The organism is Agromyces sp. Y558 (assembly GCF_059445415.1).
On record NZ_JCAIUH010000001.1, the window covers coordinates 428148 to 450341 of the forward strand.

23 protein-coding genes are annotated in these 22194 nt (G+C 69.6%); 12 read left to right on the forward strand and 11 right to left on the reverse strand.

Annotated features, from left to right (window positions below; genetic code table 11):
• Positions 1-37: 37 nt before the first annotated feature.
• The 4 genes from AC1C2T_RS01950 to AC1C2T_RS01965 form a co-directional block, all read right to left on the reverse strand.
• On the reverse strand, positions 38-730 hold the full coding sequence (locus AC1C2T_RS01950; protein WP_495384049.1) for an ABC transporter ATP-binding protein: 693 nt from the start codon (positions 728-730) through the stop codon (positions 38-40).
• Between the two features lie 161 nt (positions 731-891).
• Positions 892-1662 carry a hypothetical protein gene (locus tag AC1C2T_RS01955; protein WP_495361886.1) on the reverse strand — a complete coding sequence of 257 codons (771 nt, stop codon included), beginning with the start codon at positions 1660-1662 and terminating at the stop codon, positions 892-894.
• Complete coding sequence (locus AC1C2T_RS01960) at positions 1659-2567, reverse strand: ABC transporter ATP-binding protein (RefSeq protein WP_495384050.1); 909 nt, start codon at positions 2565-2567, stop codon at positions 1659-1661. The genes AC1C2T_RS01955 and AC1C2T_RS01960 overlap by 4 nt, the downstream gene beginning before the upstream one ends.
• On the reverse strand, positions 2564-2923 hold the full coding sequence (locus tag AC1C2T_RS01965) for a GntR family transcriptional regulator (protein ID WP_495353233.1): 360 nt from the start codon (positions 2921-2923) through the stop codon (positions 2564-2566). Before AC1C2T_RS01965 ends, AC1C2T_RS01960 begins: the two co-directional genes overlap by 4 nt.
• 109 nt (positions 2924-3032) lie before the next feature.
• On the opposite strand from AC1C2T_RS01965, the gene AC1C2T_RS01970 reads away from it, so the two are divergent.
• Positions 3033-3746 (forward strand): DUF402 domain-containing protein, encoded by a 714-nt coding sequence (locus tag AC1C2T_RS01970; RefSeq protein WP_495384051.1) that lies wholly within the window; start codon positions 3033-3035, stop codon positions 3744-3746.
• Between the two features lie 15 nt (positions 3747-3761).
• Here AC1C2T_RS01970 and AC1C2T_RS01975 read toward each other — a convergent pair whose 3' ends face one another.
• Complete coding sequence (locus AC1C2T_RS01975) at positions 3762-3890, reverse strand: hypothetical protein (RefSeq protein WP_495361883.1); 129 nt, start codon at positions 3888-3890, stop codon at positions 3762-3764.
• Positions 3891-4034: 144 nt separating this feature from the next.
• Here AC1C2T_RS01975 and lpdA point away from each other — a divergent pair, with 144 nt between their 5' ends.
• Positions 4035-5435 (forward strand): dihydrolipoyl dehydrogenase, encoded by a 1401-nt coding sequence (lpdA, locus tag AC1C2T_RS01980; protein ID WP_495361882.1) that lies wholly within the window; start codon positions 4035-4037, stop codon positions 5433-5435.
• Between the two features lie 145 nt (positions 5436-5580).
• Here lpdA and AC1C2T_RS01985 read toward each other — a convergent pair whose 3' ends face one another.
• Both AC1C2T_RS01985 and AC1C2T_RS01990 read right to left on the reverse strand, forming a co-directional pair.
• Positions 5581-7197 (reverse strand): monocarboxylic acid transporter, encoded by a 1617-nt coding sequence (locus tag AC1C2T_RS01985; protein WP_495361881.1) that lies wholly within the window; start codon positions 7195-7197, stop codon positions 5581-5583.
• Positions 7197-7571: a DUF485 domain-containing protein gene (locus AC1C2T_RS01990; protein WP_495384052.1), complete on the reverse strand. Its 375-nt coding sequence runs from the start codon at positions 7569-7571 to the stop codon at positions 7197-7199. Before AC1C2T_RS01990 ends, AC1C2T_RS01985 begins: the two co-directional genes overlap by 1 nt.
• Positions 7572-7765: 194 nt before the next feature.
• Between AC1C2T_RS01990 and AC1C2T_RS01995 the strand changes: the two genes are divergently transcribed.
• The 5 genes from AC1C2T_RS01995 to AC1C2T_RS02015 all read left to right on the forward strand — a co-directional run bounded on the left by AC1C2T_RS01995 (position 7766) and on the right by AC1C2T_RS02015 (position 12565).
• Positions 7766-9028, forward strand: coding sequence for a sensor histidine kinase (locus tag AC1C2T_RS01995; RefSeq protein ID WP_495361879.1), 1263 nt, complete (start codon positions 7766-7768; stop codon positions 9026-9028).
• The gene (locus tag AC1C2T_RS02000) at positions 9025-9771 is read left to right on the forward strand and encodes a LytR/AlgR family response regulator transcription factor (protein WP_495384053.1); all 747 of its coding nucleotides are present in this window, start codon (positions 9025-9027) and stop codon (positions 9769-9771) included. The genes AC1C2T_RS01995 and AC1C2T_RS02000 overlap by 4 nt, the downstream gene beginning before the upstream one ends.
• 128 nt (positions 9772-9899) lie before the next feature.
• Positions 9900-10277 carry a DUF485 domain-containing protein gene (locus tag AC1C2T_RS02005; RefSeq protein WP_495384054.1) on the forward strand — a complete coding sequence of 126 codons (378 nt, stop codon included), beginning with the start codon at positions 9900-9902 and terminating at the stop codon, positions 10275-10277.
• On the forward strand, positions 10274-11815 hold the full coding sequence (locus tag AC1C2T_RS02010) for a sodium/solute symporter (protein ID WP_495384055.1): 1542 nt from the start codon (positions 10274-10276) through the stop codon (positions 11813-11815). Before AC1C2T_RS02005 ends, AC1C2T_RS02010 begins: the two co-directional genes overlap by 4 nt.
• A gap of 9 nt (positions 11816-11824) precedes the next feature.
• On the forward strand, positions 11825-12565 hold the full coding sequence (locus AC1C2T_RS02015; protein WP_495361875.1) for a sulfite exporter TauE/SafE family protein: 741 nt from the start codon (positions 11825-11827) through the stop codon (positions 12563-12565).
• 75 nt (positions 12566-12640) lie between these two features.
• On the opposite strand, the gene AC1C2T_RS02020 is transcribed toward AC1C2T_RS02015, so the two are convergent.
• A complete protein-coding gene (locus AC1C2T_RS02020) occupies positions 12641-13288 on the reverse strand; it encodes a GNAT family N-acetyltransferase (RefSeq protein ID WP_495384056.1) in 648 nt (215 codons plus the stop codon).
• 165 nt (positions 13289-13453) lie between these two features.
• Between AC1C2T_RS02020 and AC1C2T_RS02025 the strand changes: the two genes are divergently transcribed.
• Positions 13454-15385 (forward strand): GMC family oxidoreductase N-terminal domain-containing protein, encoded by a 1932-nt coding sequence (locus AC1C2T_RS02025; protein WP_495384057.1) that lies wholly within the window; start codon positions 13454-13456, stop codon positions 15383-15385.
• A gap of 113 nt (positions 15386-15498) precedes the next feature.
• Complete coding sequence (locus tag AC1C2T_RS02030; protein ID WP_495384058.1) at positions 15499-15717, forward strand: hypothetical protein; 219 nt, start codon at positions 15499-15501, stop codon at positions 15715-15717.
• A 71-nt stretch (positions 15718-15788) separates the two neighbouring features.
• Here AC1C2T_RS02030 and AC1C2T_RS02035 read toward each other — a convergent pair whose 3' ends face one another.
• Together AC1C2T_RS02035 and AC1C2T_RS02040 are read right to left on the reverse strand one after the other, a co-directional pair.
• Entirely contained in the window at positions 15789-17075 is a 1287-nt protein-coding gene (locus AC1C2T_RS02035; protein ID WP_495384059.1) for an adenylosuccinate synthase, read from the reverse strand.
• 1 nt (position 17076) lies between these two features.
• Positions 17077-17628 (reverse strand): DUF3151 family protein, encoded by a 552-nt coding sequence (locus AC1C2T_RS02040; protein ID WP_495384060.1) that lies wholly within the window; start codon positions 17626-17628, stop codon positions 17077-17079.
• An 86-nt stretch (positions 17629-17714) separates the two neighbouring features.
• On the opposite strand from AC1C2T_RS02040, the gene argG reads away from it, so the two are divergent.
• A complete protein-coding gene (gene argG / locus AC1C2T_RS02045; protein WP_495384061.1) occupies positions 17715-19142 on the forward strand; it encodes an argininosuccinate synthase in 1428 nt (475 codons plus the stop codon).
• Between the two features lie 80 nt (positions 19143-19222).
• Here argG and AC1C2T_RS02050 read toward each other — a convergent pair whose 3' ends face one another.
• Positions 19223-19591 (reverse strand): nuclear transport factor 2 family protein, encoded by a 369-nt coding sequence (locus AC1C2T_RS02050; RefSeq protein WP_495361869.1) that lies wholly within the window; start codon positions 19589-19591, stop codon positions 19223-19225.
• Between the two features lie 90 nt (positions 19592-19681).
• Between AC1C2T_RS02050 and AC1C2T_RS02055 the strand changes: the two genes are divergently transcribed.
• Both AC1C2T_RS02055 and AC1C2T_RS02060 read left to right on the forward strand, forming a co-directional pair.
• A complete protein-coding gene (locus AC1C2T_RS02055) occupies positions 19682-20338 on the forward strand; it encodes a hypothetical protein (protein WP_495361868.1) in 657 nt (218 codons plus the stop codon).
• Between the two features lie 26 nt (positions 20339-20364).
• Complete coding sequence (locus AC1C2T_RS02060) at positions 20365-22182, forward strand: YhgE/Pip family protein (protein WP_495361987.1); 1818 nt, start codon at positions 20365-20367, stop codon at positions 22180-22182.
• The last annotated feature ends 12 nt before the right edge of the window (positions 22183-22194 follow it).

Here is a 22194-nt window from a genome sequence, read left to right on the forward strand (position 1 = left end):
ACGAAGCGGCCGTCGCGCATGTCCACGATGCGGGCGTTCATGCGGGAACCCGCTCGCCGACGATGCGACCGTCGCGCATGTCCACGATGCGCGAGCAGCGGCCCGCGACATCCGCGTCGTGCGTGACGAGCACGAGGGTGCGGCCCTGGCCCGTGGTCGAGTCGAGCAGCGCCTGCATGACCTCGGCCGAGGTGGTCGAGTCGAGTGCGCCGGTCGGTTCGTCGGCGAAGACGACGGATGCCCCGGTGACCTGCGCCCGCGCGATGGCGACGCGCTGCGCCTGGCCGCCCGAGAGCTGGCCGATGCGGCGATCCTCCATGCCGGCGAGTCCGAGCGCCGCGAGCCACCCGCGGCCGTACTCCTCGGCGCGAGCGCGCGGCATGCCGTTCAGCATGAGTGCGAGCGCGACGTTCTCGACCGCCGTGAGCTCCGGGATGAGGAGCCCCTGCTGGAAGACGAACCCGTACGCCTCCCGGCGCAGTCGGGAACGCTCGCGCTCGCTGAGCGCCGTCACGTCGACGCGCCCGGCGCCGGACTGGAAGTCGACGGTGCCGGCGTCGGGGCGGGTGATGCCCGCGAGGCAGTGCAGCAGCGTGGTCTTACCCGACCCGGAGGCCCCCATGATGGCGAGCGCCTCCCCGGTGCGCACCTGAAGGTCGATGCCAGCGAGCGCGTGCGTCTGGCCGAATGACTTGCTGAGGCCGGATGCCTCGATCACGAAGGAACTCATACCCTCGAGCCTGCCGGGGTGGGCCGGGGCGGCGCGTCGGGCGGAAGTCGCATTCGACGACGAAGGGCGTCATCCTCCCGGATGACGCCCTTGCGGGTTGAGCCTGCCGAAACCAGCCGATCCTCCAGAGGTTTCGGCAGGCTCGACCCGCACTCGTGAACTCAGCGGGGTGTCGCCCGCCGGATCACGAGGTACCCGGTGACCGCGAACACCGCTGCGAGGCCGAGCAAGATGCTGAACACGCCGACGAGTCCGATGCTGACGAACCAGGCGACGACCGCCGGCCACGACTGGCTCAGGGTGATGGTCGCGATCGCGGCGAGCAACAGTACGATGGCGCTGAAGACGAGGATCAGCATGCCCTTCATGCGCCACCGCATGTACACGGTCGTGACGCTTGCTCCGACGAAGAGCACCATGAGCTGCAGAGAGAAGGCCGTGTAGAGGTCGACGAACCAGTTCTGCCCGTACCAGAGCGCATCGAACATGTGCGCGTTGAGGCCCCAGCCGCTCGTCGCGATCTCGATCTGCACGAGCGTCGCGATCGCGACGGCGAACATGACGGAGACGAGCACGAACATGACGCTCGTGCCGAGCCAGAAGTCGCGGCGGGTCACCCCGAAGCCGAGGGCGAACGAGAAGGTGAGCCCGATCGCCTGCACGCCGACGACGACGAGGTACCACTGCGGCGAGAGCACCGCCCAGCTGTAGCGCATGCCCTCCATGTCCTCGGCGGTCACGTTGCCGCCCGAGGCTGCCCGGATGATGAGCGTGATGATGAGCGAGATCGCCCATGCAGTGCCAAGGATGATCCACGGCACCCCGAAGAAGACCGATGGGTTGACGGCGTGCAGGCGCACGATGCGCCAGATCTCGTGGGCCCGTGAGCGGGCCTCGGTGCGCACGACGGGTGCGGCGGTGACGGCGGTCATGCTGCGACCTCCTGATCGGTCGAGTCGGCACTCAGGTCGGTGCCGGTCATGTGGATGATGAGCTGCTGGAGCGAGACGGGCGCGAGCTCGAGTCCGAGCTCGGCAGCCCTGATGCGCTCACCCTGGTCGAGGCGACCGTCGATGGTGGCGGATGCAAGTCCGCCGATGCCCTCGCGACCGATGACGGGCCGGTCGGCCACGAACGATTCGACCGCGGCCCGCGGACCCGCGACGGTCGTGGCCGACCCTCGCAGCTCGTCGGCATCCCGATCGAAGAGGATCTTGCCCTGATCGATGAGGATGACGTGCTCGAGGAGGTTCGCGACCTCGTCGATCAGGTGGGTCGAGAGCACGATGGTGCGCGGGTGCTCGACGTAGTCCGCGAGCAGGCGGTCGTAGAAGATGTGGCGTGCCACCGCGTCGAGGCCGAGGTACGGCTCGTCGAAGAAGGTGATCGGCGCCCGCGAGGCCAGGCCGACGATGACGCCGACCGCTGAGAGCTGGCCGCGCGAGAGCTTCTTGATGCGGCGCTTCACCGGGAGACGGAAGTCGGCGACGAGGCGCTCGGCGAACGCGGCATCCCAGTTCTCGAAGAACCACGGTGCCGCCTTGAAGACGTGCGCCGGGCTGAAGTCGTCTGGGTAGCGCTGCGACTCGGCGATGAAGCACATCTGGCGCAGCACGTCGGCGTGCTCGGCCGGCTCGCGACCGAAGACCTCGAGCCGACCCGCATTCGCGAACAGCTGACCGGTGAGCAGCTGCATGATCGTGGTCTTGCCTGCGCCGTTGCGGCCGAGCAGCCCGTAGATGCGGTTCTCCTCGAGCGAGAAGTCGGCCGCGTCGACGGCGGTGAACGAGCCGTAGCGTTTGGTCAGCCCGGTGGCGTGCACCACGGTGCGGGTCATGATTCGATCCTTTCTGCGCGGAGGAGGCCCGCGAGTTCGTTGATGTCGATGCCGAGCTTCTCGGCTTCGATGATGAGAGGTCTGATGTACTCGGTGGCGAAATCGGCCCGGCGACGCTCGACGAGCCGCGCTCGGGCTCCCTCGGTTACGAACATGCCGATACCCCTTCGCTTCTCCACGATTCCGTCGTCGACAAGGCGATTCACCCCTTTCAGTGCTGTGGCCGGGTTGACTCGCAGAAAGGCGGCGAACTCGTTCGTGGAGGGGATCTGGCTGCCTTCCGGCAGCGTCCCGTCGATGATGTCGTTCTCGACCTGTTCAGCGATCTGGATGAAGATCGGACGCGATTCGTCCATACCCGCCCGTCTGCTTTGCGTGTCGAACCTTGGTTGGTTCATTACTTGTGTAACTAACCAACCATGTCTACGAGCCGCTGTCAAGCCCTCGCATCGCTAGGCTCCCGGAATGACATACCTCGACCACACAACCGAGGACGCGCCGCATGCGCCCCACGCGCATGCGAGCGAGCCCACTCCGTTCGAGCGCGGCAGGCGCGTCGCGATCCGCGGCGTCCACCAATACGGAAGTCACGGCACCATCGTCGGGTTCGCGGTCGCCGGCATCGTGGTCACGGACTCCGACGAGCTGACCGTCATCTGCACGCCGCCCGGTTCCGCGGTGCGCGCCAGGGCGGGCCGGGGAGCGGGGCCGAACCGCCGCCTCGTGTTGCCAGACGAGTGGAACGGCACGCACCTCGAGCGCAACTGGAACGGCGACGCGGTGGTGCGGGTGCACCGACACGGCGAGCCGTGGTCGGTGTGGCGCTGGCACGACGGCCGTGACTGGACCAGCGTCTGGTACGGCAACCTCGAGGAGCCGTGGCGCCGCTCCGCCGTCGGATTCGACACAGAGGACTGGACTCTCGACGTCGTCGGCGTGGGCGACCCGGTCGGCGGGCCCTGGGAGGTCGACTACAAGGACGAGGACGAACTGGCATGGCTCGTCGAGGTCGGCGCAATGGCGATCACCGACGCCGAACGCGCTCGCATGGCCGGCGAGGAGCTCACCTCGATCGCGCGCGGCGCAGCCTGGCCATTCGACGCCGACTGGACACCTTGGGCCCCCGACGAGGCATGGGGTGCGGTTCCGATGCCGGCGGACTGGCGCCGGCTGCACTGAGAGTCACCTGCGGCGTCAGCACGGAGCGAGAACGCGGCGTCGGCCGCAGACGACGCCCATGCCGAGGAACTGCGGCCACGTCGACAACCGACCGGTGCGCTTCGGGGCGAGTGCAGCTACGGTGGCGTGCTGGTCGGTGCTCACCGATCGAGCGTATGCTCGACCGCCGACGCCCCGACGCGACTGCCGGGGTGCTTGTCCGGAATCCGCCGAAGGACGGCCGCCGCGGCATCCGCTGGCCTCGATTCCCCCTCCCGCTCCGCGGTGCGGCGCGCATAGGCTGACGGAATGACCAGCCATTTCGATGTCGTCGTCCTCGGCGCGGGCCCGGGCGGCTACGTCGCCGCGATTCGCGCCGCCCAACTCGGTCTCAGCGTCGCCGTGATCGAAGAGAGATACTGGGGCGGTGTGTGCCTCAACATCGGCTGCATCCCCTCGAAGGCGCTGCTGCGCAACGCCGAGCTCGCGCACATCTTCCACGACCAGGCTGCGGCGTTCGGCATCTCGGGCGAGGCGCACTTCGATTACGGCGTCGCGTTCGACCGCAGCCGCCAGGTGTCAGAGAAGCACGTCAAGGGCGTGCACTTCCTCATGAAGAAGAACGGCATCACCGAGGTCGACGGGCGCGGAACGTTCACGGGCCCGAACGCGATCGACGTCGCGAGGGCCGACGGCCAGGCCGAGCAGCTCACCTTCGCGAACGCCATCATCGCGACCGGTTCACGCGTGCGGCTGCTGCCGGGCGTCGAACTGAGCGAGAACGTCGTCACCTACGAGTCGCAGATCCTCACCCGCGAACTGCCGCGCTCGATCGCGATCGTCGGCGCCGGCGCGATCGGCATGGAGTTCGCCTACGTGCTGCGCAACTACGGGGTCGAGGTCACGGTCATCGAGTTCCTCGACCGGGCGCTGCCGAATGAAGACGTCGAAGTCTCGAAGGAGATCACCCGCCAGTACCGCAATCTCGGAGTGCCGATCCTCACGTCGACGAAGGTGGAGTCGGTCGTCGACGACGGGGCATCCGTCACCGTCTCGTACACGGGCGCGAACGGCGACGCCGGAAGCCTGCAGGTCGACCGCGCGCTCATCTCGGTCGGGTTCGCGCCGAACGTCGAGGGCTTCGGCCTCGAGCAGGCGGGCGTAGCGCTCACCGAGCGCGGCGCCATCGCGATCGACGAGCGCATGCGCACGAACGTGCCGCACATCTACGCCATCGGCGACGTCACCGCGAAGCTCATGCTCGCCCACGTCGCCGAGGCGCAGGGCGTCGTCGCGGCCGAGACGATCGGCGACGCCGAGACCATGGAACTCGGCGACTACCGCATGATGCCGCGCGCCACGTTCTGCCAGCCGCAGATCGCGAGCTTCGGCCTCACCGAGCAGCAGGCCCGCGACGAGGGCTACGACGTGGTCGTCGCGAAGTTCCCGTTCAGCGCCAACGGTAAGGCGAACGGGCTCGGCGAGCCCGTCGGCTTCGTCAAGCTCGTCGCCGACGCGAAGTACCTCGAGTTGCTCGGCGGGCATCTCATCGGTCCGGATGTCTCGGAGCTGCTGCCAGAGCTGACCCTCGCGCAGAAGTGGGACCTCGGCGCCCTCGAGCTCGCCCGCAACGTGCACACGCACCCGACGCTCTCCGAGGCGCTGCAGGAGGCGTACCACGGCCTCGCCGGCCACATGATCAACATGTGACCTCACGCGACAACGGGGGCGGATGCCGCAACATCACGTTGCGACATCCGCCCCCGCCTGTTCGTTCGACACGGCATGGGCAGGCATTCCCGCCGGGTCGAAACGGTTCCCGGCGGCGGGTGGGACTTCCCGCCGCCGGGAGTGCTCAGTGCTGCGTCGCCTTCTCGGCGCCGACGCCGGTCAGCGAGCGCACCTCCATCTCGGACTGCTTCAGTGGGTCCTCCTTCTTCTTGTCGAGCACCGTGCCGAGCCAGCCGAGGAAGAAGGCCAGCGGGATCGAGACGATGCCCGGGTTCGAGAGCGGGAAGATCGCGAAGTTGATGTCCTCCGTCTTCAGCATCGACGTCACGGAGCCCGAGACGACCGGCGAGAAGATGATGAGGATGATCGCCGACGCGAGACCGCCGTACATGCTCCACAGGGCGCCCTGCGTGGTGAAGCGCTTCCAGAAGAGCGAGTACACGATCGTCGGCAGGTTCGCCGACGCCGCAACCGCGAACGCGAGCGCCACGAGGAAGGCGACGTTCTGGCCGTTCGCCCCGATGCCGCCGACGATCGCGACGACGCCGATGATCACGACCGTGCGACGAGCCACCTTGACCTCGGCACCCGGTGCAGGCTTGCCCTTCTTCACGACGCTCGCGTAGATGTCGTGGGCGAAGGAGGCCGCCGCCGTGATCGTGAGGCCGGCGACGACCGCGAGGATCGTCGCGAACGCGATCGCCGAGATGAGCCCGAGCAGCACCGGACCGCCGAGCTCGAACGCGAGCAGCGGTGCCGCCGAGTTCGGACCGCCCGGAGCCGCCGCGATGACGTCGGCGCCCACGAGGGCCGCCGCACCGTAGCCGAGCACGAGCGTGAACACGTAGAAGATGCCGATGAGCCAGATCGCCCAGACGACGGACTTGCGTGCCTCCTTGGCGGTGGGCACCGTGTAGAAGCGCATGAGCACGTGCGGCAGCGCCGCAGTGCCGAGCACGAGGGCGAGGCCGAGCGAGAGGAAGTCGACCTTCGCGACCTCCGAGACGCCGTACTTGATGCCGGGGTTCAGGATCTCGGGGTTGCCCGCGACCGCGACCGCATTGTCGAGCAGCGTCGAGAAGTTGAAGCCGTTGATGGCGAGCACCCACACCGTCATCACGCCGGCGCCCGCGATGAGCAGGATCGCCTTGATGATCTGCACCCAGGTGGTGCCCTTCATGCCGCCGATGAGCACGTAGAGGATCATGAGCGCACCCACGACAGTGATGACGAGCGCCTGGCCGAGCTGGTCGCCCACGCCGAGCAGGAGCGAGACGAGACCGCCCGCGCCCGCCATCTGAGCCAGCAGGTAGAAGAAGCAGACGACGAGCGTCGTCGTCGCGGCCGCGATGCGCACGGGCTTCTGCTTCAGGCGGAACGAGAGCACGTCGGCCATCGTGAACTTGCCCGTGTTGCGCAGGAGCTCAGCGACGAGCAGCAGCGCGACGAGCCACGCCACGAGGAAGCCGATCGAGTAGAGGAACCCGTCGTAGCCCGTGATCGCGATCGCGCCGACGATGCCGAGGAACGACGCCGCCGAGAGGTAGTCGCCCGCGATCGCCGAGCCGTTCTGGCCGCCTGTGAACGAGCGGCCGGCGGCGTAGTAGTCGGCGGCGGTCTTGTTGTTGCGGCTCGCGCGGAACACGATGATCATCGTGATCGCGACGAATGCGCCGAAGATGGCGATGTTCAGCCAGGGCTCACCGACCTGGGTGGCGGGGGCGGCTTCGAAGTGCAGCATCAGCGGTTCACCTCGGTCTCGGCGAAGGATGCCCCGGACTCGATCTCCTCGCGCATGTGCGCGGCGATCGGGTCGAGCTCACGGTTGGCGTAGGTCACGTACCACGTGGTCACGGCGAACGTCGTGACGACCTGCGCGAGACCGAGCAGGATCGCGACGTTGACGCTGCCGAACACGGGCGTCGACATGAAGTCGTGCGCGTAGCCGGCCAGCAGCACGTAGGCGAGGTACCAGACGAGGCAGGCGCCGAGCACGGGGAAGACGAACTTCCGGTGCTTCGAACGCAGTCGCTGGAACTCTTCGGATTGTTGCACCGCGCGGTAGTCGACGGCCGGGGCCGCTTCTGTCTCCGCGCTCAGGGCTTCGTTGCCCATCGCGTCTCCTTCGGGGGGAGCGGCGAACGGATCGCACGCCGCATCGAATGTTCGGTCGGCCCACTCTCGCGCTCCCGACCGGCTGCGTGGGGCGCATGCCGTTCGTCGTCGACGAACGGCATCGTCGGTGCGACGAACGGCGGGCCCGACGCGACGAGCGATCGGCGCCGGGTCGAGCGGTTACGCTGGCGTGCATGTCCGAGTCGATGTTGCTCGCTGCCGCCCTCGGCGCGGCCGGCGGAGCGCTCGCGGTCGGGCTCATGCTGTTCCTGAGGCGCATCGTGCTTGCCTCGAAGGAGCTCGGCACCGACGCCGAGCAGGCGACCTATCAGACACTGCACCTGGCGTCACGGGCGGCCGAGCACTTGCGCGGCGGCATCGACGAACTCGACGCGATGCGTGCAGGCAAGCATCTGCGAACGCTCCTCGGCTGCGCGAGCCTCGCGATCGTCGACCGATCGGGCACGATCGCAATCGACGGCGACGATGCCGTGCGTCCGGTCGCCGAGCGGCTCGCCGCTGCGGCCCTCGCCAGCGGCAGGCAGCAGGTGCAACGCCGGATTCCGATCGGCGCGTGGGAGACGGATGCCGTCGTCGCCCCGATCCTCGGCGGCGCCGGTCCACTCGGGGCGATCGTGGCGTTCGCCTCCCCCGTGCGCGCGGGCCTCGTGCGGGCCACGGGTGAGGTCGCCGCCTGGGTCGCAGCCCAGGTCGAGCTCGGTGAACTCGACGCCTCGCGCGCCGCCCTCGCCGAAGCCGAGGTGCGGGCGCTCCGTGCGCAGATCAGCCCGCACTTCATCTACAACTCCCTGAACGCGATCGCCTCGTTCATCAACACCGACCCTGCGCAGGCGCGCGAACTCGTGCTCGAGTTCGCCGACTTCACCCGCTACTCGTTCCGCCGGCACGGCGACTTCACCACGGTCGCCGAAGAGCTCCGCTCGATCGACAGCTACCTGCGCCTCGAACGGGCCCGCTTCGGCGCGCGCCTGAAAGTCACGCTCCAGATCGCGCCCGAGGTGCTCTCGACGGTGGTGCCGTTCCTGTCGATCCAGCCGCTCGTCGAGAACGCCGTTCGGCACGGCCTCGAGTCGAAGGAGGGCGGCGGTCGCATCACGATCACCGCAGCCGACTCCGGCGCGTTCGCCGACCTCAGCGTTGAAGACGACGGCGTCGGCATCGACCCCGAAGCGCTCACGACGGTGTTCGCGGGCGGCGCCGCCGGGGGCGAGCACGTGGGCCTGCGCAACGTCGATGCGCGTCTCCGGCAGGTCTACGGTGACGAGCACGGCCTCGTCGTCGAGACGAACGTCGGCGCAGGCACACTCGTGCGCATGCGCGTGCCGAAGTCGGGCCCGAGACGCCCGCGAGCGCTCCCTGAGCCTGTCGAAGGGAACTCCCCCGGCAAGCGCGCTTCGACAAGCTCAGCGAGCGCCGATGGGAGACTGGAGCCATGATCTCCGTGCTCATCGCAGACGACGAGCAGCCCGCGATCGACGAGCTCGCCTTCCTTCTCGGGCAGGATCCTCGGGTCGGCGTGATCCATCAGGCCGCCTCGGGCGCCGAGGCGATCCGCCTGCTCACGCGGGAGCCGGTCGACGCGGCGTTCCTCGACATCCACATGCCAGGGCTCACCGGGTTCGACCTCGCTCGCGCACTCGCCCGGTTCGAGCATCGGCCGGTGCTCGTCTTCGTCACGGCCGATGAAGAAGGTGCGATCGAGGCGTTCGACCTCGCCGCGGTCGACTACCTGCTGAAGCCCGTGCGAACCGAACGACTGCACCGCTCGCTCGGCCGGATCGTCGAGGCGCTGAAGGCCGGCGCATCGAGCCAGGCGCACCCCGACGCATCCGCTGCGCCCGAGATGATCGCCGTCTCGCTCGGCGGCACGACCCGCATGATCCGCCGCGACGACGTGCGCTACGTGCAGGCGCAGGGCGACTACGCGCGGCTGCACACCGAGGAGGCGAGCTACCTCGTGCGCGTGCCGATGAGTGACCTCGAGCGGCAATGGGCCGACGCCGGGTTCGTACGCGTGCACCGCTCGTATCTCGTGTCGCTGTCGCACCTCAGCCGCATCCGGCTGGGCTCCGACCATCCGAGCGTCACCGTCGGCCAGGCCGAGCTGCCCGTCAGCCGACGGCTGCTGCCGGCGCTGCGCGACCGGCTCGACCAGGCGATGATCCGGCCGAGGCAATGAGCGACGAGCCGGAGCCCCGCGGGTTGAGGAGCGACGAAGGAGCCACCGAAACCGGCGATGCCCGCACAACAGGGTTTCGAGACGGCGCCGACGCGCCTCCTCAACCCACGAGCGCACCCCCGCCGCGGGTGCGTGTCACCGCTCTGCGACCGGGCCTCGCCGGGGCCCCTTCGGCACGCTCAGGGAACGCCGCTCGCCTGCTGCCGCTGCATGGCTCGGGGGCGCCGACGAGCGACATCGCCGGCGTGTACGTGCGCTCGCTCATCCGCTCGCAGTTGCGGCTCGCGATCGTCTTCGCGGTCGGCTTCGCCGTCGCCACGGCCCTCTTCGTGCTCGCGATCGCGCTCGTGCCCGAGCTCGACGGGGTGTTCGTGTTCGGGGTGCCCGCGTCCTGGCTGCTGCTCGGCGTCGGCGTCTACCCGCTCACGATCACGGTCGGCGGGCTCTACGTGCGTGCCGCCACGCGCAACGAGGCGCGCTACCGATCGCTCACCGAGTCGGAATGAATCCCGTCATCGGCTACGCCGCGATCGCGGCCGTCGCCCTCGCCTCGGCGCTCATCGGCTTCTACGGGTTGCGGGTCTCGCGCACGACGAGTGACTTCTACGTCGCCTCCCGCACGGTGCGACCGTGGTGGAACGCCTCGGCGATCGGGGGCGAGTACCTCTCGGCGGCTTCCTTCCTCGGCATCGCCGGGCTCATCCTGCTGCAGGGCTCTGGCGCACTGTGGTTCCCGATCGGCTATACGGCCGGATACCTCATGCTCCTGCTCTTCGTCGCTGCGCCGCTGCGCCGCTCGGGCGCGTACACGATCCCCGACTTCACCGAGGCACGCCTCGAATCGAAGTGGGCACGTCGGGTGACCTCGACGCTCGTGATCGTCGTCGGCTGGTTCTACATCGTGCCGCAGTTGCAGGGCGCGGCCCTCACCGTGCGCATCACGACGGGGCTGCCCTCGTGGGTCGGCTCGCTCGCCGTCGCCGTCATCGTCGCCGTCATCGTCGCCGCCGGCGGCATGCGCTCGATCACCTTCGTGCAGGCGTTCCAGTTCTGGCTGAAGCTCACGGCGCTCGCGGTGCCGGTCGTCGCGCTGCTGCTCATCCTCGGCGGCGGTGAGCCGGCGTCGCAGCTCACGCCCGCCGAGGCGTTCCCGCCCGCGGCGGGTCCGGCCGACCTCGACGTCTACCGCACGGTCTCGCTCATGGTGGCGCTGCTCCTCGGCACCCTCGGGTTGCCGCACGTGCTCGTGCGTTTCTACACGAACCCCGACGGCGTCGCCGCCCGTCGCACCACGGTCATCGTGCTCGTGCTGCTCTCGGTGTTCTATCTCTTCCCCACCGCGTTCGGCCTCCTTGGCCGCGCGTTCGCGCCCGATCTCGCCGCCTCCGGTGAGGCCGACGCGCTCATCCTGCTGCTGCCCGGCCGGCTCGTGCCGGGAGTCGGCGGCGAGCTGCTCACGGCCCTCGTGATCGCGGGCGCGTTCGGCGCGTTCCTCTCCACCTCGTCGGGTCTCGTCGTCTCGCTCGCCGGCGTCATCAGCCAAGACCTGCTCGGCGGCAGTGTGCGCGGGTTCCGCATCGCGGCGGTCGTCTCCTCGTTCATCCCGCTCCTCGTCGCACTCACGACCGAGTCTGCCGGTCTCGCCGGCAGCGTCGGGCTCGTCTTCGCGTTCACGGCATCGACGCTCTGCCCCATGCTGATCCTCGGCATCTGGTGGCGCGGCCTCACCGCACGCGGGGCGATCGCCGGCATGCTCACGGGTGCCGTGCTGTCGGGCGTGGCGATCCTCGGCGGCCCGCTCCTCACGGCCGCCGCCCCCTCGTTGCGGCCGTTCCTCGAGCAGCCCGCAGCGTGGACGGTGCCGATCGCGGTCACCGTGACGGTGCTCGTCTCCCGTGCCGACCGCCGGGGCATCCCACGCGGCACCGACGCGTTCCTCACCCGGCTGCACGTGCCGGAAGCCGGACCGAAGGCCGTTCCGGCAGCGGGGCCAGCGACCGGGCCGACGCGTGCGTTGGGCGGCCCCGACGGTAGCCGTCGATAGACTGCACCGGTGCTCCTGCCCGTCGCCGTCTCGGTACTCGTCGGCGCGTTGGCCCAGCGCATCACCGGCATGGGCTTCGCGCTCATCGCCGCACCGGCGCTCGTCATCCTGCTCGGGCCGTTCGACGGCGTCATCGTCGTGAATCTCTGCGCGGTGCTCTCTTCGCTCCTGATACTGCCGAGGGTGTGGCGTCATGTCGATTGGCGGCGGTTCGGCTGGCTCGTCGTTCCGGCGATCGCCGGCACCGTCGGCGGGGCGCTCGTCGCGGCGCACCTGCCGGGCCCCGTGCTGCAACTGGGGGTCGGCGTGCTCGTGATCGTCGCGCTCACGGTCTCGCTCGCGATGACCCGCACCGAGCACGTCGCGACCGGTCGCACTCCGGCCATCGTCGCCGGCGCGGCATCCGGATTCATGAACGCCTCGGCCGGGGTCGGCGGGCCCGCACTCAGCGTCTACGCCGTCTCGACGCGCTGGCCGCAGGCGGCCTTCGCCGCAACTGCCCAGCCGTACTTCGTGGTCATCGGTGTCGCATCACTCGTGGGAAAGCTCGGCGCGACCGGGTGGGCGGTGCCCGAGCTCGAGCCGGGTGCCTGGCCATTCGTCATCGGCGCGCTGCTCATCGGCCTCGCGCTCGGCGAACTCCTGCACCGTCGCATCCCGCATCACGCAGCACGCATCGCGGTGATCGTGATCGCCTACGTCGGCGGAGCTGCCGCCATCGTCGACGGTGCCTCGAAACTCTGGGGTTAGCGCCGGCGGCTCAGCGCCGCGGGCTCGGCGCCGCGGGCTCAGCGCCGGTGTCTCAGCGCCGCGAACTCGGCCCCGCTACTGCCCCGCACGCACCTCGACGGGCCCGTCGCCTCGGGCCGCGAGGCGCCCCTCGAGTCCGGCCTGCACGGCAGGCCATTCGTCGATGATGACCGAGTACACCGCGCTGTCGCGCCAGCTGCCGTCTGCACGGCGCATGTCGCGGCGCATGACGCCGTCGAGTCGTGCGCCGAGTTTCTCGATCGCCGCGCGGGATCGCGCGTTGTTCGCGTCGGCCTGGATCTTCACCCGGCCGAACCCGTTGCGGAAGGCGAGGTCGAGCAACAGCAGCTTCGTCTCGGGGTTCACGGCGCTGCCCCAGACGCCCGGGTCGTAGGCGGTCCACCCGATGTGCGTCGACTCGTTCGGCAGGTCGAAGTCGCCGAGCTTGGTCGCACCGACCACGCGGCCGTCGTCGGGACCGCCGCGCAAGCGCACCGCCCACGGGATCGCGGACCCGTCAAGGGCGTAGTAGCCCGCGGCGAATGTCTCGAACGCGGCATCGTCGGCGGGCAGGCCCGCGGGGCCGCCGCCGTACCCGCCGGCGAAGACCTCGGGATGGCGGAGGGCCCGCGCGAGCTCCGGCAGATCAGCCGGGATGCGCAACGGAGACAGAGTCACGAAGCGGCCCGTGATCGGATCGCCGAGCGGGAGCGTCGAGGTCACCCGTCGAGTCTGGCACAGGGCGACGGCGCCCACCGCGCCGTTCGGGAGGCGCTCCTCACCCGCACCGAACAGACTCGTCAGCCGCAGTGCACAGACTCGTCAGCCGCAGTGAAGAGAAGTGAATCATGATTCACTTCTGGCCGTATTCCCGTTACAGTCGCGGGCATGACCTTCACAGACAGGCACCTCGCGACGATGCGAGTGATCGCCGACACCTTCGCGCCCGGCAATGACGACGGCATCCCCTCGGCCAGCGCCGTGGGCGCCCCCGAGATCGCCCTGCACACCGCGGCGTCGGGGCGGGAGGCGGATGCCCGTCAGCTCGCCTTCCTCCTGCAGAACTGGGACTCCCCCCTGTTCGGACTCCTGCTGGGCGCGGGCCCGCGACGCTTCTCGACGCTCGGTCGCAGTGAACGGGAGCGCGTGCTCGCCGGACTGGGCGACTCCTCGCTCGCGCTCAAGCGCACGATGTTCGGTGCGCTGAAGACGGCCTCGACACTGCCGTACATGCTGGCCGCCGGAGAGCCGATCTGGAAGACGATGTCGTTTCCAGGCCCGTTGACTTCGGTTCCGGATGCCCCGCGGCCGCCGCTCTCGCCGGCCAGGCCCACGGGCGATCTCACCCTCGACGCCGACGTCGTGATCGTGGGCTCGGGCGCCGGAGGAGGGCCGGCGGCGGCCGTGCTCGCACAGGCCGGGCTCGACGTCGTCGTGCTCGAGAGCGGCGACTATTACGACGATCGCGACTTCGATGGCGACGAGGCGACCGGCATCGCTCGGCTCTACACCTCGATGCTCTCGACCGAAGGGCAGCTCGCGCTGTTCGCGGGTCGCACCCTCGGCGGCGGCACGGTGATCAACTACGCGACGTCGTTCCGCACCCCCGACCGCGTGCGTGAGGAATGGGCGGCCCAGGGTGCCCGGCAGTTCGCGACCGACGAATACACGGGGGCCCTCGATGCCGTGTGGGAGCGACTCGGCGTGACGCTCGCCGAGAGCACGCCCGCCGTGCGCGACGACGTGCTCGAACGGGGTGCGCGCGCCCTGGGGTGGCCGGTGGCGACGCTCGCCCGTAACGTCTCCGGCTGCGACCAGGGCGTCTCATGCGGGCGCTGCGGCCTCGGCTGCCGGCTCGGTGCGAAGCAGTCGACGGCCAAGACGTGGCTCGCAGACGCCGAACGGGCCGGCGCGCGGCTGTTCGTCGGGGTCGACGTGCGCAACGTCACGACCGCGAACGGCCGTGCCACGGGCGTCGAGGCGGTGACTGCAGACGGGCACCGGGTCACGGTGCGGGCCCGCGCGGTGGTGTCGTCGGCGGGCTCCCTCCAGACGCCCGCCCTGCTGCAGCGCAGCGGGCTCGGCAACAAGAACATCGGCGCTCACCTGCGGCTGCATCCGGCGACCGCCGTGCTCGGACTGATGGACGAGCGCATCGCACCGTGGGAGGGCACGATGCAGGCGCGATGCGTCGAGCAGTTCACCGACCTCGACGGCGCCGGGTACGGCGCGATCCTCGAGACCGCGCCGATCACGCCCGCGCTGGGCAGCGCGTTCGTCAACTGGCGCAGCGGCGCGCAGTACCTCGAGCGCACCGCCGAGTGGGAGCGCACCGTCGACGTCGCCGTCATCGTCCGTGATCGCGACCCGGGCGGGACCGTCCGCATCGGGCCGGACGGCGAGCCGGTTGTTCGATACCGGATCTCGCCCGCCGACGGCGAGCACATGATCCAGGGGATGCTCGGCTCGGCGAGGCTGCTCGAGGCGGCCGGCGCGCGCCGCATCCGCACGACGCATCAGCGTGACGTCGCCTACGAGCCGGCGAACGGCACGCTGGATGCGTTCGAGGCGGACGTGCGTCGCCAGGGGTTCGCTCCCGGGCGCCTCGGAGTCGTCGCGCTGCACATCATGGGGTCGGCGCGCATGGGCGCAGCGGCGGCGACGTCGGCCGTCGATCCCGACGGGCAGACCTGGGATGTGAAGGGACTCTACGTCGCGGATGCATCGTGCTTCCCCACGGCCTCCGGGGTGAACCCGATGGTCTCGATCGAAGCGATCTCGTACATGACGGCGAATCGGCTGGCCGCCGAGCTGACGTAGCGGCACGTCCTGCACGGCGCCGCGGCGCCATTCGGTCCGAGAGGGTTACGCCGCGGCATCCGCCGTCATACGATGACGAGGGTACGACCAACTTCGAATCGAAAGGCGGGGCCATGGGGGCTCTTGACGATCTGACCAACAAGGCCAAGGACTTCATCGAAGACAACAAGGAGAAGATCTCCGAAGTCCTGAACAGCGAGCAGGCTGAAGACATCAGCGACAAGGTGCTCGACGGCGCCGCAGACGCGGCCAAGAAGGTCGCCGGCGACCACGCCGACAAGATCGACGAGGTACGCGCCAACATCGACAAGGCCATCGGCACCGAGAAGTAGCCGAACCGACGAGAAGGGGGCGGATGTCACGGACATCCACCCCCTTCTCGTTCGTCGGCGCCCGGTCGGCTCTACTCGAGCAGGTCGTGCAGCGTGACGATCTCGTCGCGGCCGGGGCCGACGCCGATCGCGGAGATGCGCGAGCCGCTCATGCCCTCGAGTTCGCGCACATACGCCTGCGCGTTCGCGGGCAGGTCGGACAACTCGCGCGCACCCGTGATGTCTTCGGTCCAGCCGGGGAACTCCTCGTAGATCGGCTTCGCGTGGTGGAAGTCGGACTGGGAGACCGGCACCTCGTCGAAGCGTTCGCCGTCGACGTCGTACGCGACCGCGACGGGGATGCGCTCGATGCCGGTGAGCACGTCGAGTTTCGTGAGCACGAAGTCGGTGACGCCGTTGATGCGGGCGGCGTAGCGGGCGATGGGCGCGTCGTACCAGCCGGTGCGGCGCCGGCGGCCCGTGGTGGTGCCGAACTCGTGGCCATGCTCGGTGAGGAAGTCGCCCCACTCGTCGAACAACTCGGTCGGGAACGGGCCTGCTCCGACGCGGGTGGTGTACGCCTTCACCACGGCGATGACCCGGTCGATTCGGTTCGGCGCGATGCCCGAGCCGGTGACGGCGCCGCCACTCGTCGCGTTCGACGAGGTGACGAAGGGGTATGTGCCGTGGTCGACGTCGAGCATCGTGGCCTGGCCGCCTTCGAAGAGCACGGTCTCGCCGGCGTCGAGCGCCCGGTGCAGTAGCAACGCGGTGTCGGTGACCATCGGGCGCAGGCGGTCGACGTAGCCGAGCAGCTCGTCGACGACCTCGTCGACGCCGATCGCGCGACGATTGTAGACCTTGACGAGCAGGTGGTTCTTCTGGTCGAGGGCGCCCTCGACCTTCTGCCGCAGGATGTTCTCGTCGAACAGGTCTTGCATGCGGATGCCGACCCGGTTGATCTTGTCGGCGTAGGCCGGGCCGATGCCGCGGCCCGTCGTGCCGATCTGCCGCTTGCCGAGGAACCGTTCGGTGACCTTGTCGAGGGTGCGGTGGTACTGCGTGATGAGGTGCGCGTTGGCGGAGACGCGCAGCTTCGAGACATCCACCCCTCGGCTTTCGAGTCCTTCGAGTTCTTCGAAGAGCACCTCGATGTCGACGACGACGCCGTTGGCGATCACCGGCGTGACGCCGGGCGTCAGGATGCCGGAGGGCAGCAGGTGCAGGGCGTACTTCTCGTCGCCGACGACGACGGTGTGCCCGGCGTTGTTGCCGCCGTTGAACTTGACGACGTAATCGAGGCGCGAGCCGAGCAGGTCGGTCGCCTTGCCCTTGCCCTCATCGCCCCACTGTGCACCGATCAGTACGGCTGCGGGCATGTCAGTCCTCTCCTGCTCCTGCCGCGTCGGACACGGCGGGTTCGGCGATCGGGTCGCCGGTGTGTGCCTCGACGGATGTCGCAGGCGTGAAAGGTGGGCGCGCGGCGACGACGGGCATCAGCTGCGTCGGGGTGTACTCCGATGCGATGCGCGCCGGTGCTTCGGCGTCGGCGGTCGCGAGTTCATCGGCAAGACGCGTCGCGCGGTCGACGAGGCCGAGGCTCTCGGCGGCGCGACGCTGCGTGTCGAGGGCGCGCAAGTAGGCGCGGTTGGGCTCATCGGCCCACGCGACGAGGTCGCCCGGCTGCCAGCCGCCGGCGGCGAGCTGCTCCCGGGCGAGGTCGACCGCGACGGAGGCGAACGCGAAGGACTCGAGGGCGCGGCCCTCTGAATCGGCGAGGTCGGCGAGTTCGGTCCAGGCGAGCGGCGACGACGGATGCTCCGCGACGACCGCCGAGACCGACGCGCGGTCGCCCTCGGCGAGCGCCTGCCGCACCTCGGGTTCGTCGGCGAGCGACGCCTCTGGCTCCGGTGCTGATTGATCTGCAGTCACACTCAACCTTATCGCGGGGGTCGCTCCGCGGGTTGAGGAGGAGCGACGCGACAACCGAAACCCGCAGCGCAAGTAGGCTGGAGGGCATGTCGAAAGTCCTGACCAGCCTCCCCGTCGGCGAACGCGTCGGCATCGCCTTCTCCGGAGGTCTCGACACCTCCGTCGCGGTCGCCTGGATGCGCGAGAAGGGTGCGGTGCCCTGCACCTACACCGCCGACCTCGGCCAGCCCGACGAGCCTGACGTCGAGGCCGTTCCCGACCGCGCGAAAGAGTACGGCGCCGAGATCGCCCGTCTCGTCGACTGCCGTTCTGCGCTCGTCGAAGAGGGGCTCGTGGCCCTCGCCACCGGTGCGTTCCACATCCGCTCGGGCGGCAAGACCTACTTCAACACGACCCCGCTCGGCCGCGCGGTCACCGGCACCCTGCTCGTGCGTGCGATGCGCGACGACGACGTCGAGATCTGGGGCGACGGCTCGACGTACAAGGGCAACGACATCGAGCGGTTCTACCGCTACGGCCTGCTCGCGAACCCGCGCCTGCGCATCTACAAGCCATGGCTCGACGAGGCGTTCGTCAACGAGCTCGGCGGCCGCACCGAGATGAGCGAGTGGATGATCGCGCGGGGCTTCCCGTACCGCGCCTCGGCCGAGAAGGCCTACTCCACCGACGCGAACATCTGGGGTGCGACGCACGAAGCGAAGACCCTCGAGCACCTCGACACCGGGGTCGAGATCGTCGAACCGATCATGGGCGTGCCCTCGTGGCGCGACGACGTCGAAATCGCCCCAGAGGTCGTCACGATCGGCTTCGAGGCGGGCCGACCCGTCACGATCAACGGTGCGGAGTTCGCCGACGCCGTCGCCCTCGTGCTCGAGGCGAACACGATCGGCGGCCGGCACGGCCTCGGCGTCTCCGACCAGATCGAGAACCGCATCATCGAGGCGAAGAGCCGCGGCATCTATGAGGCGCCCGGCATGGCGCTGCTGCACATCGCCTACGAGCGGCTGCTCAACGCGATCCACAACGAAGACACCGTGGCGAGCTACCACCAAGAGGGCCGTCGTCTCGGCCGGCTCATGTACGAGGGCCGCTGGCTCGACCCGCAGTCGCTCATGCTGCGCGAGTCGCTGCAGAAGTGGGTCGGCTCGGCCGTCACGGGCGAGGTCACCCTGCGCCTGCGCCGCGGCGACGACTACACGATCCTCGACACGCGCGGCCCCGCACTCAGCTACCACCCCGACAAGCTCTCCATGGAGCGCGTGGGCGACGCAGCATTCGGCCCGCTCGACCGCATCGGCCAGCTGACCATGCGCAACCTCGACATCGCCGACTCGCGCGCCCGCCTCGAGCAGTACGCGAAGCAGGGCATCGTCGGCGGCGAGACCGCGAAGCTCGTGGGCGACCTCACTCAGGGCGAAGCGGCCGAGATCACCGCCGGCGAGACCGAGACCGACCTCGAAGCGGCGACGGATGCCGCGATCGAGGCCGCGGCGTTCGACCTCGGCACCGACTGACTGAACCACCCGGCTGAGGCACCGGACCGAACCACCCGGCTGAGCCGGCCGGCTGGCCCACCCGGTCGGCGCTCGCCGGGTCAGGCGTGCGTCTGCTGGTGCGCCGCGACGTGCCACGCGCCGTCGTCGTAGAGGTACGTCGTCGACATGCGCAGGTTCACGGTGTCGTCGCCGCGCGTGGCTACGGCGCGGTACACGACGATGCCGGCGCGGTCGCCGAGACGGATGACGGCGGGCTCGTGCAGTTCGTAGGTCTCCCACGGCGGAGTCTTGCGGAAGGCCGCCAGAATCTCGTCACGGCCGAGCATCGCCCCCTCGACGACCATGAGCGCATCGCGGGTCATCGCCCGCACGTAATGCTCCCCGCCCCGCCCCTCGACGATCGCCCGCCAGCCGGCGTGCTCCTCGTGCATGAGTCGAGCGGGCAGATCGTCGGTGATCTCGGTCATGCCCCAACGCTAACCGCGATCGCAGGCCACCGGAAGGGCAGCTGCTTTTGTACACTGCAGAGATACGGCGATGCCAGCGGGGAGGCAGCCATGAGGATCGAACTGCGCGGGGTGGCGAAAGGTCGGAACGGGCAAGCATTGCCGAACACGAATCTCTCGTACGAATCCGGGCGGGCGACGCTCGCCCGCGCCGAGACCGAACAGCGACCGACCGTGCTCGGCCTGATCGCGTCGGGGCGGATGCACCCCGACACCGGCACGGTGGAACTCGACGGCCGCCAGGATGCCGCGTCCATCCGCCGGCGGGTCGCACTCGTCGATGCACCCGACGTCTCCGACCCGGCTCCGCGCGTGACGGTCGCCGGCGTCGTCGCCGAAGAGCTCATGTTCGCGGGGCGGGCCTCCAACCCGATCGCAGTGAAGCGCTGGCTCCGCGAGATGGGCCTCGATGTGCTCGCCCGAGTGCCCATCGCCGACGTCGCCCCCCGCGAACGCCTGCAGCTGATGACCGAGCTCGCGATCCTCCGCACGGGCGTCGAAGGGCTCGTGGTCGTCGCGCCCGACCGGCATGGCGGCGATCCGGTGGTCTGGTGGGAGCAGGCGAAAGATCTCGCCGAACGCGGTTTCGCCGTGCTCATGATCGCCGGTGACGCCTCGGCCACCGCGATCGGCGCCGCCGCGATGATCTCGCGGATGCGAGGGGGCGACGAGGATGAACAGGCCCTCGCGGCTGGAGGCCTCGCATGAAGGGTCCGCAGGTGAAGCTGCCGCGCATGAAGGTGCCGCAGATGATCGCAGCCGAACTGCGGCGACTCATGTCCACCACGATGTCGCGCCTCGCCCTCCTCGCGCTCATCGCGGTGCCGATCCTCTACGGAGGTCTGTATCTCTGGGCGAACCAGGACCCGTACGCGAAGCTGCCGGAAATTCCTGTCGCCCTCGTGGTCGAAGACACCGGCGTGCCTGCCGACGGCGACACGCCGGCCCGCAACGTCGGCGACGAGGTCGCCGACGAGCTGCTGAAGGGTGATGCTTTCGACTGGCATCGAGTCTCGGCCAAAGAGGCGAAAGAGGGCCTCGCCCGCGATGAGTTCGACTTCGCGATCACGATTCCCGCGGACTTCTCCGAGGCGCTCACCTCGGTGTCGGGCGATGACCCGCGCCAGGCCGAGCTCGTGCTCCAGACGTATGACGCGAACAGCTATCTTGCGAGCACGATCGGCTCGCAGGCCATCGAGAAGATTCGCACGACGGTTGCCCAGGAGGTCGGCCGGGAAGCGGCGACGACGCTGCTCGATTCGATCCAGACGATCCGCGGGAAGATCGTCGAGGCAGGCAACGGGGCCGCACAACTCGCCGACGGCGCCGCCGAGCTCGCTTCGGGCACCGCCGAACTCCTCGCGGGCACGGGGAGCGCCGTCGACGGTGCCGCCCAGCTCGGAGCGGGGGCCACGACCCTCGCCGACGGTGCAGCTCGCGTCGCCAACGGCAACGCCGAGCTCGCAACCGCCGCCGATCGCGTCGGTGCGGCCGTCGCCGACGTGACCGCCGCCCTGCCGCAGGCTCGCGCCGACCTCGCAGCCGACCTCGCAGCGGCCGGTCTCGATCAGGCGACGATCGATGCCGTGCTCGCACGGCTCGACCCGATCGGCGCCGATCTGGAGGCGGGCGACCAGCGGGTGCAGGAGGTCGTCGGGCAGATCGACGAACTCGCCTCCGGCAGTGCGGAGCTCGCCGACGGCGCCGTCACGCTCCGCGACGGCATCGGCACACTCGGCACCGGGCTCGGCACGCTCAACAGCGGGGCAGGCACACTGAATTCCGGCGCCGGCACGCTCTCGAGCGGCGCCGCCGAGCTGCGCGACGCGCTCACGAGCGGTGCCGCGGAGATCCCCGACTCGAGCGAGCAGACCCGCAACGCGCAGGCCGCGACGATCGCCGATCCGGTTGCGCTCGAGACGAGCGCCGTCGCCGCCGCCGCCAACTACGGCGCCGGTCTCGCACCGTTCTTCGCGGCACTGGCCGGCTGGATCGGCATCTACGCCCTCTTCCTCATCGTGAAGCCGATCTCGCGTCGGGCGGTCACCGCGTTGCACTCGCCGTTCCGCGTCACGCTCGCCGGCTGGATGACGCCCGGACTGCTCGGCGTGCTGCAGATGGGCCTGCTCTACCTCGTGCTCGCCTTCGCACTCGACTTCACCATGGTGCATCCACTCGGCACGCTCGGCACCATGATGTTCGCCTCGGTCACCTATGCCGCGATCATCCTCGCGCTGAACGTCTGGCTCGGCGAGGTCGGCCAGTTCCTCGGTCTCGTGCTCATGGTGCTGCAGCTTGTGACGGCAGGCGGCACGTTCCCGTGGCAGACCCTGCCCGGACCGCTCGCGGCCCTGCACCATGTGCTGCCGATGAGCTACGTCGTCGATGCGATGCGGCAGTTCATGTACGGCGGTGACCTCTCGCGCACGGTGACGGATGCCACGGTGCTCGCCTGTTGGCTCGTCGGAGGCCTGGTCATCGCCGCGATCGGGGTCACCCGCATGACGCACTTCCGCACGCTGCGCGACCTCGAACCGAGCATCCTCGGGTGAGGCGGACGGCTC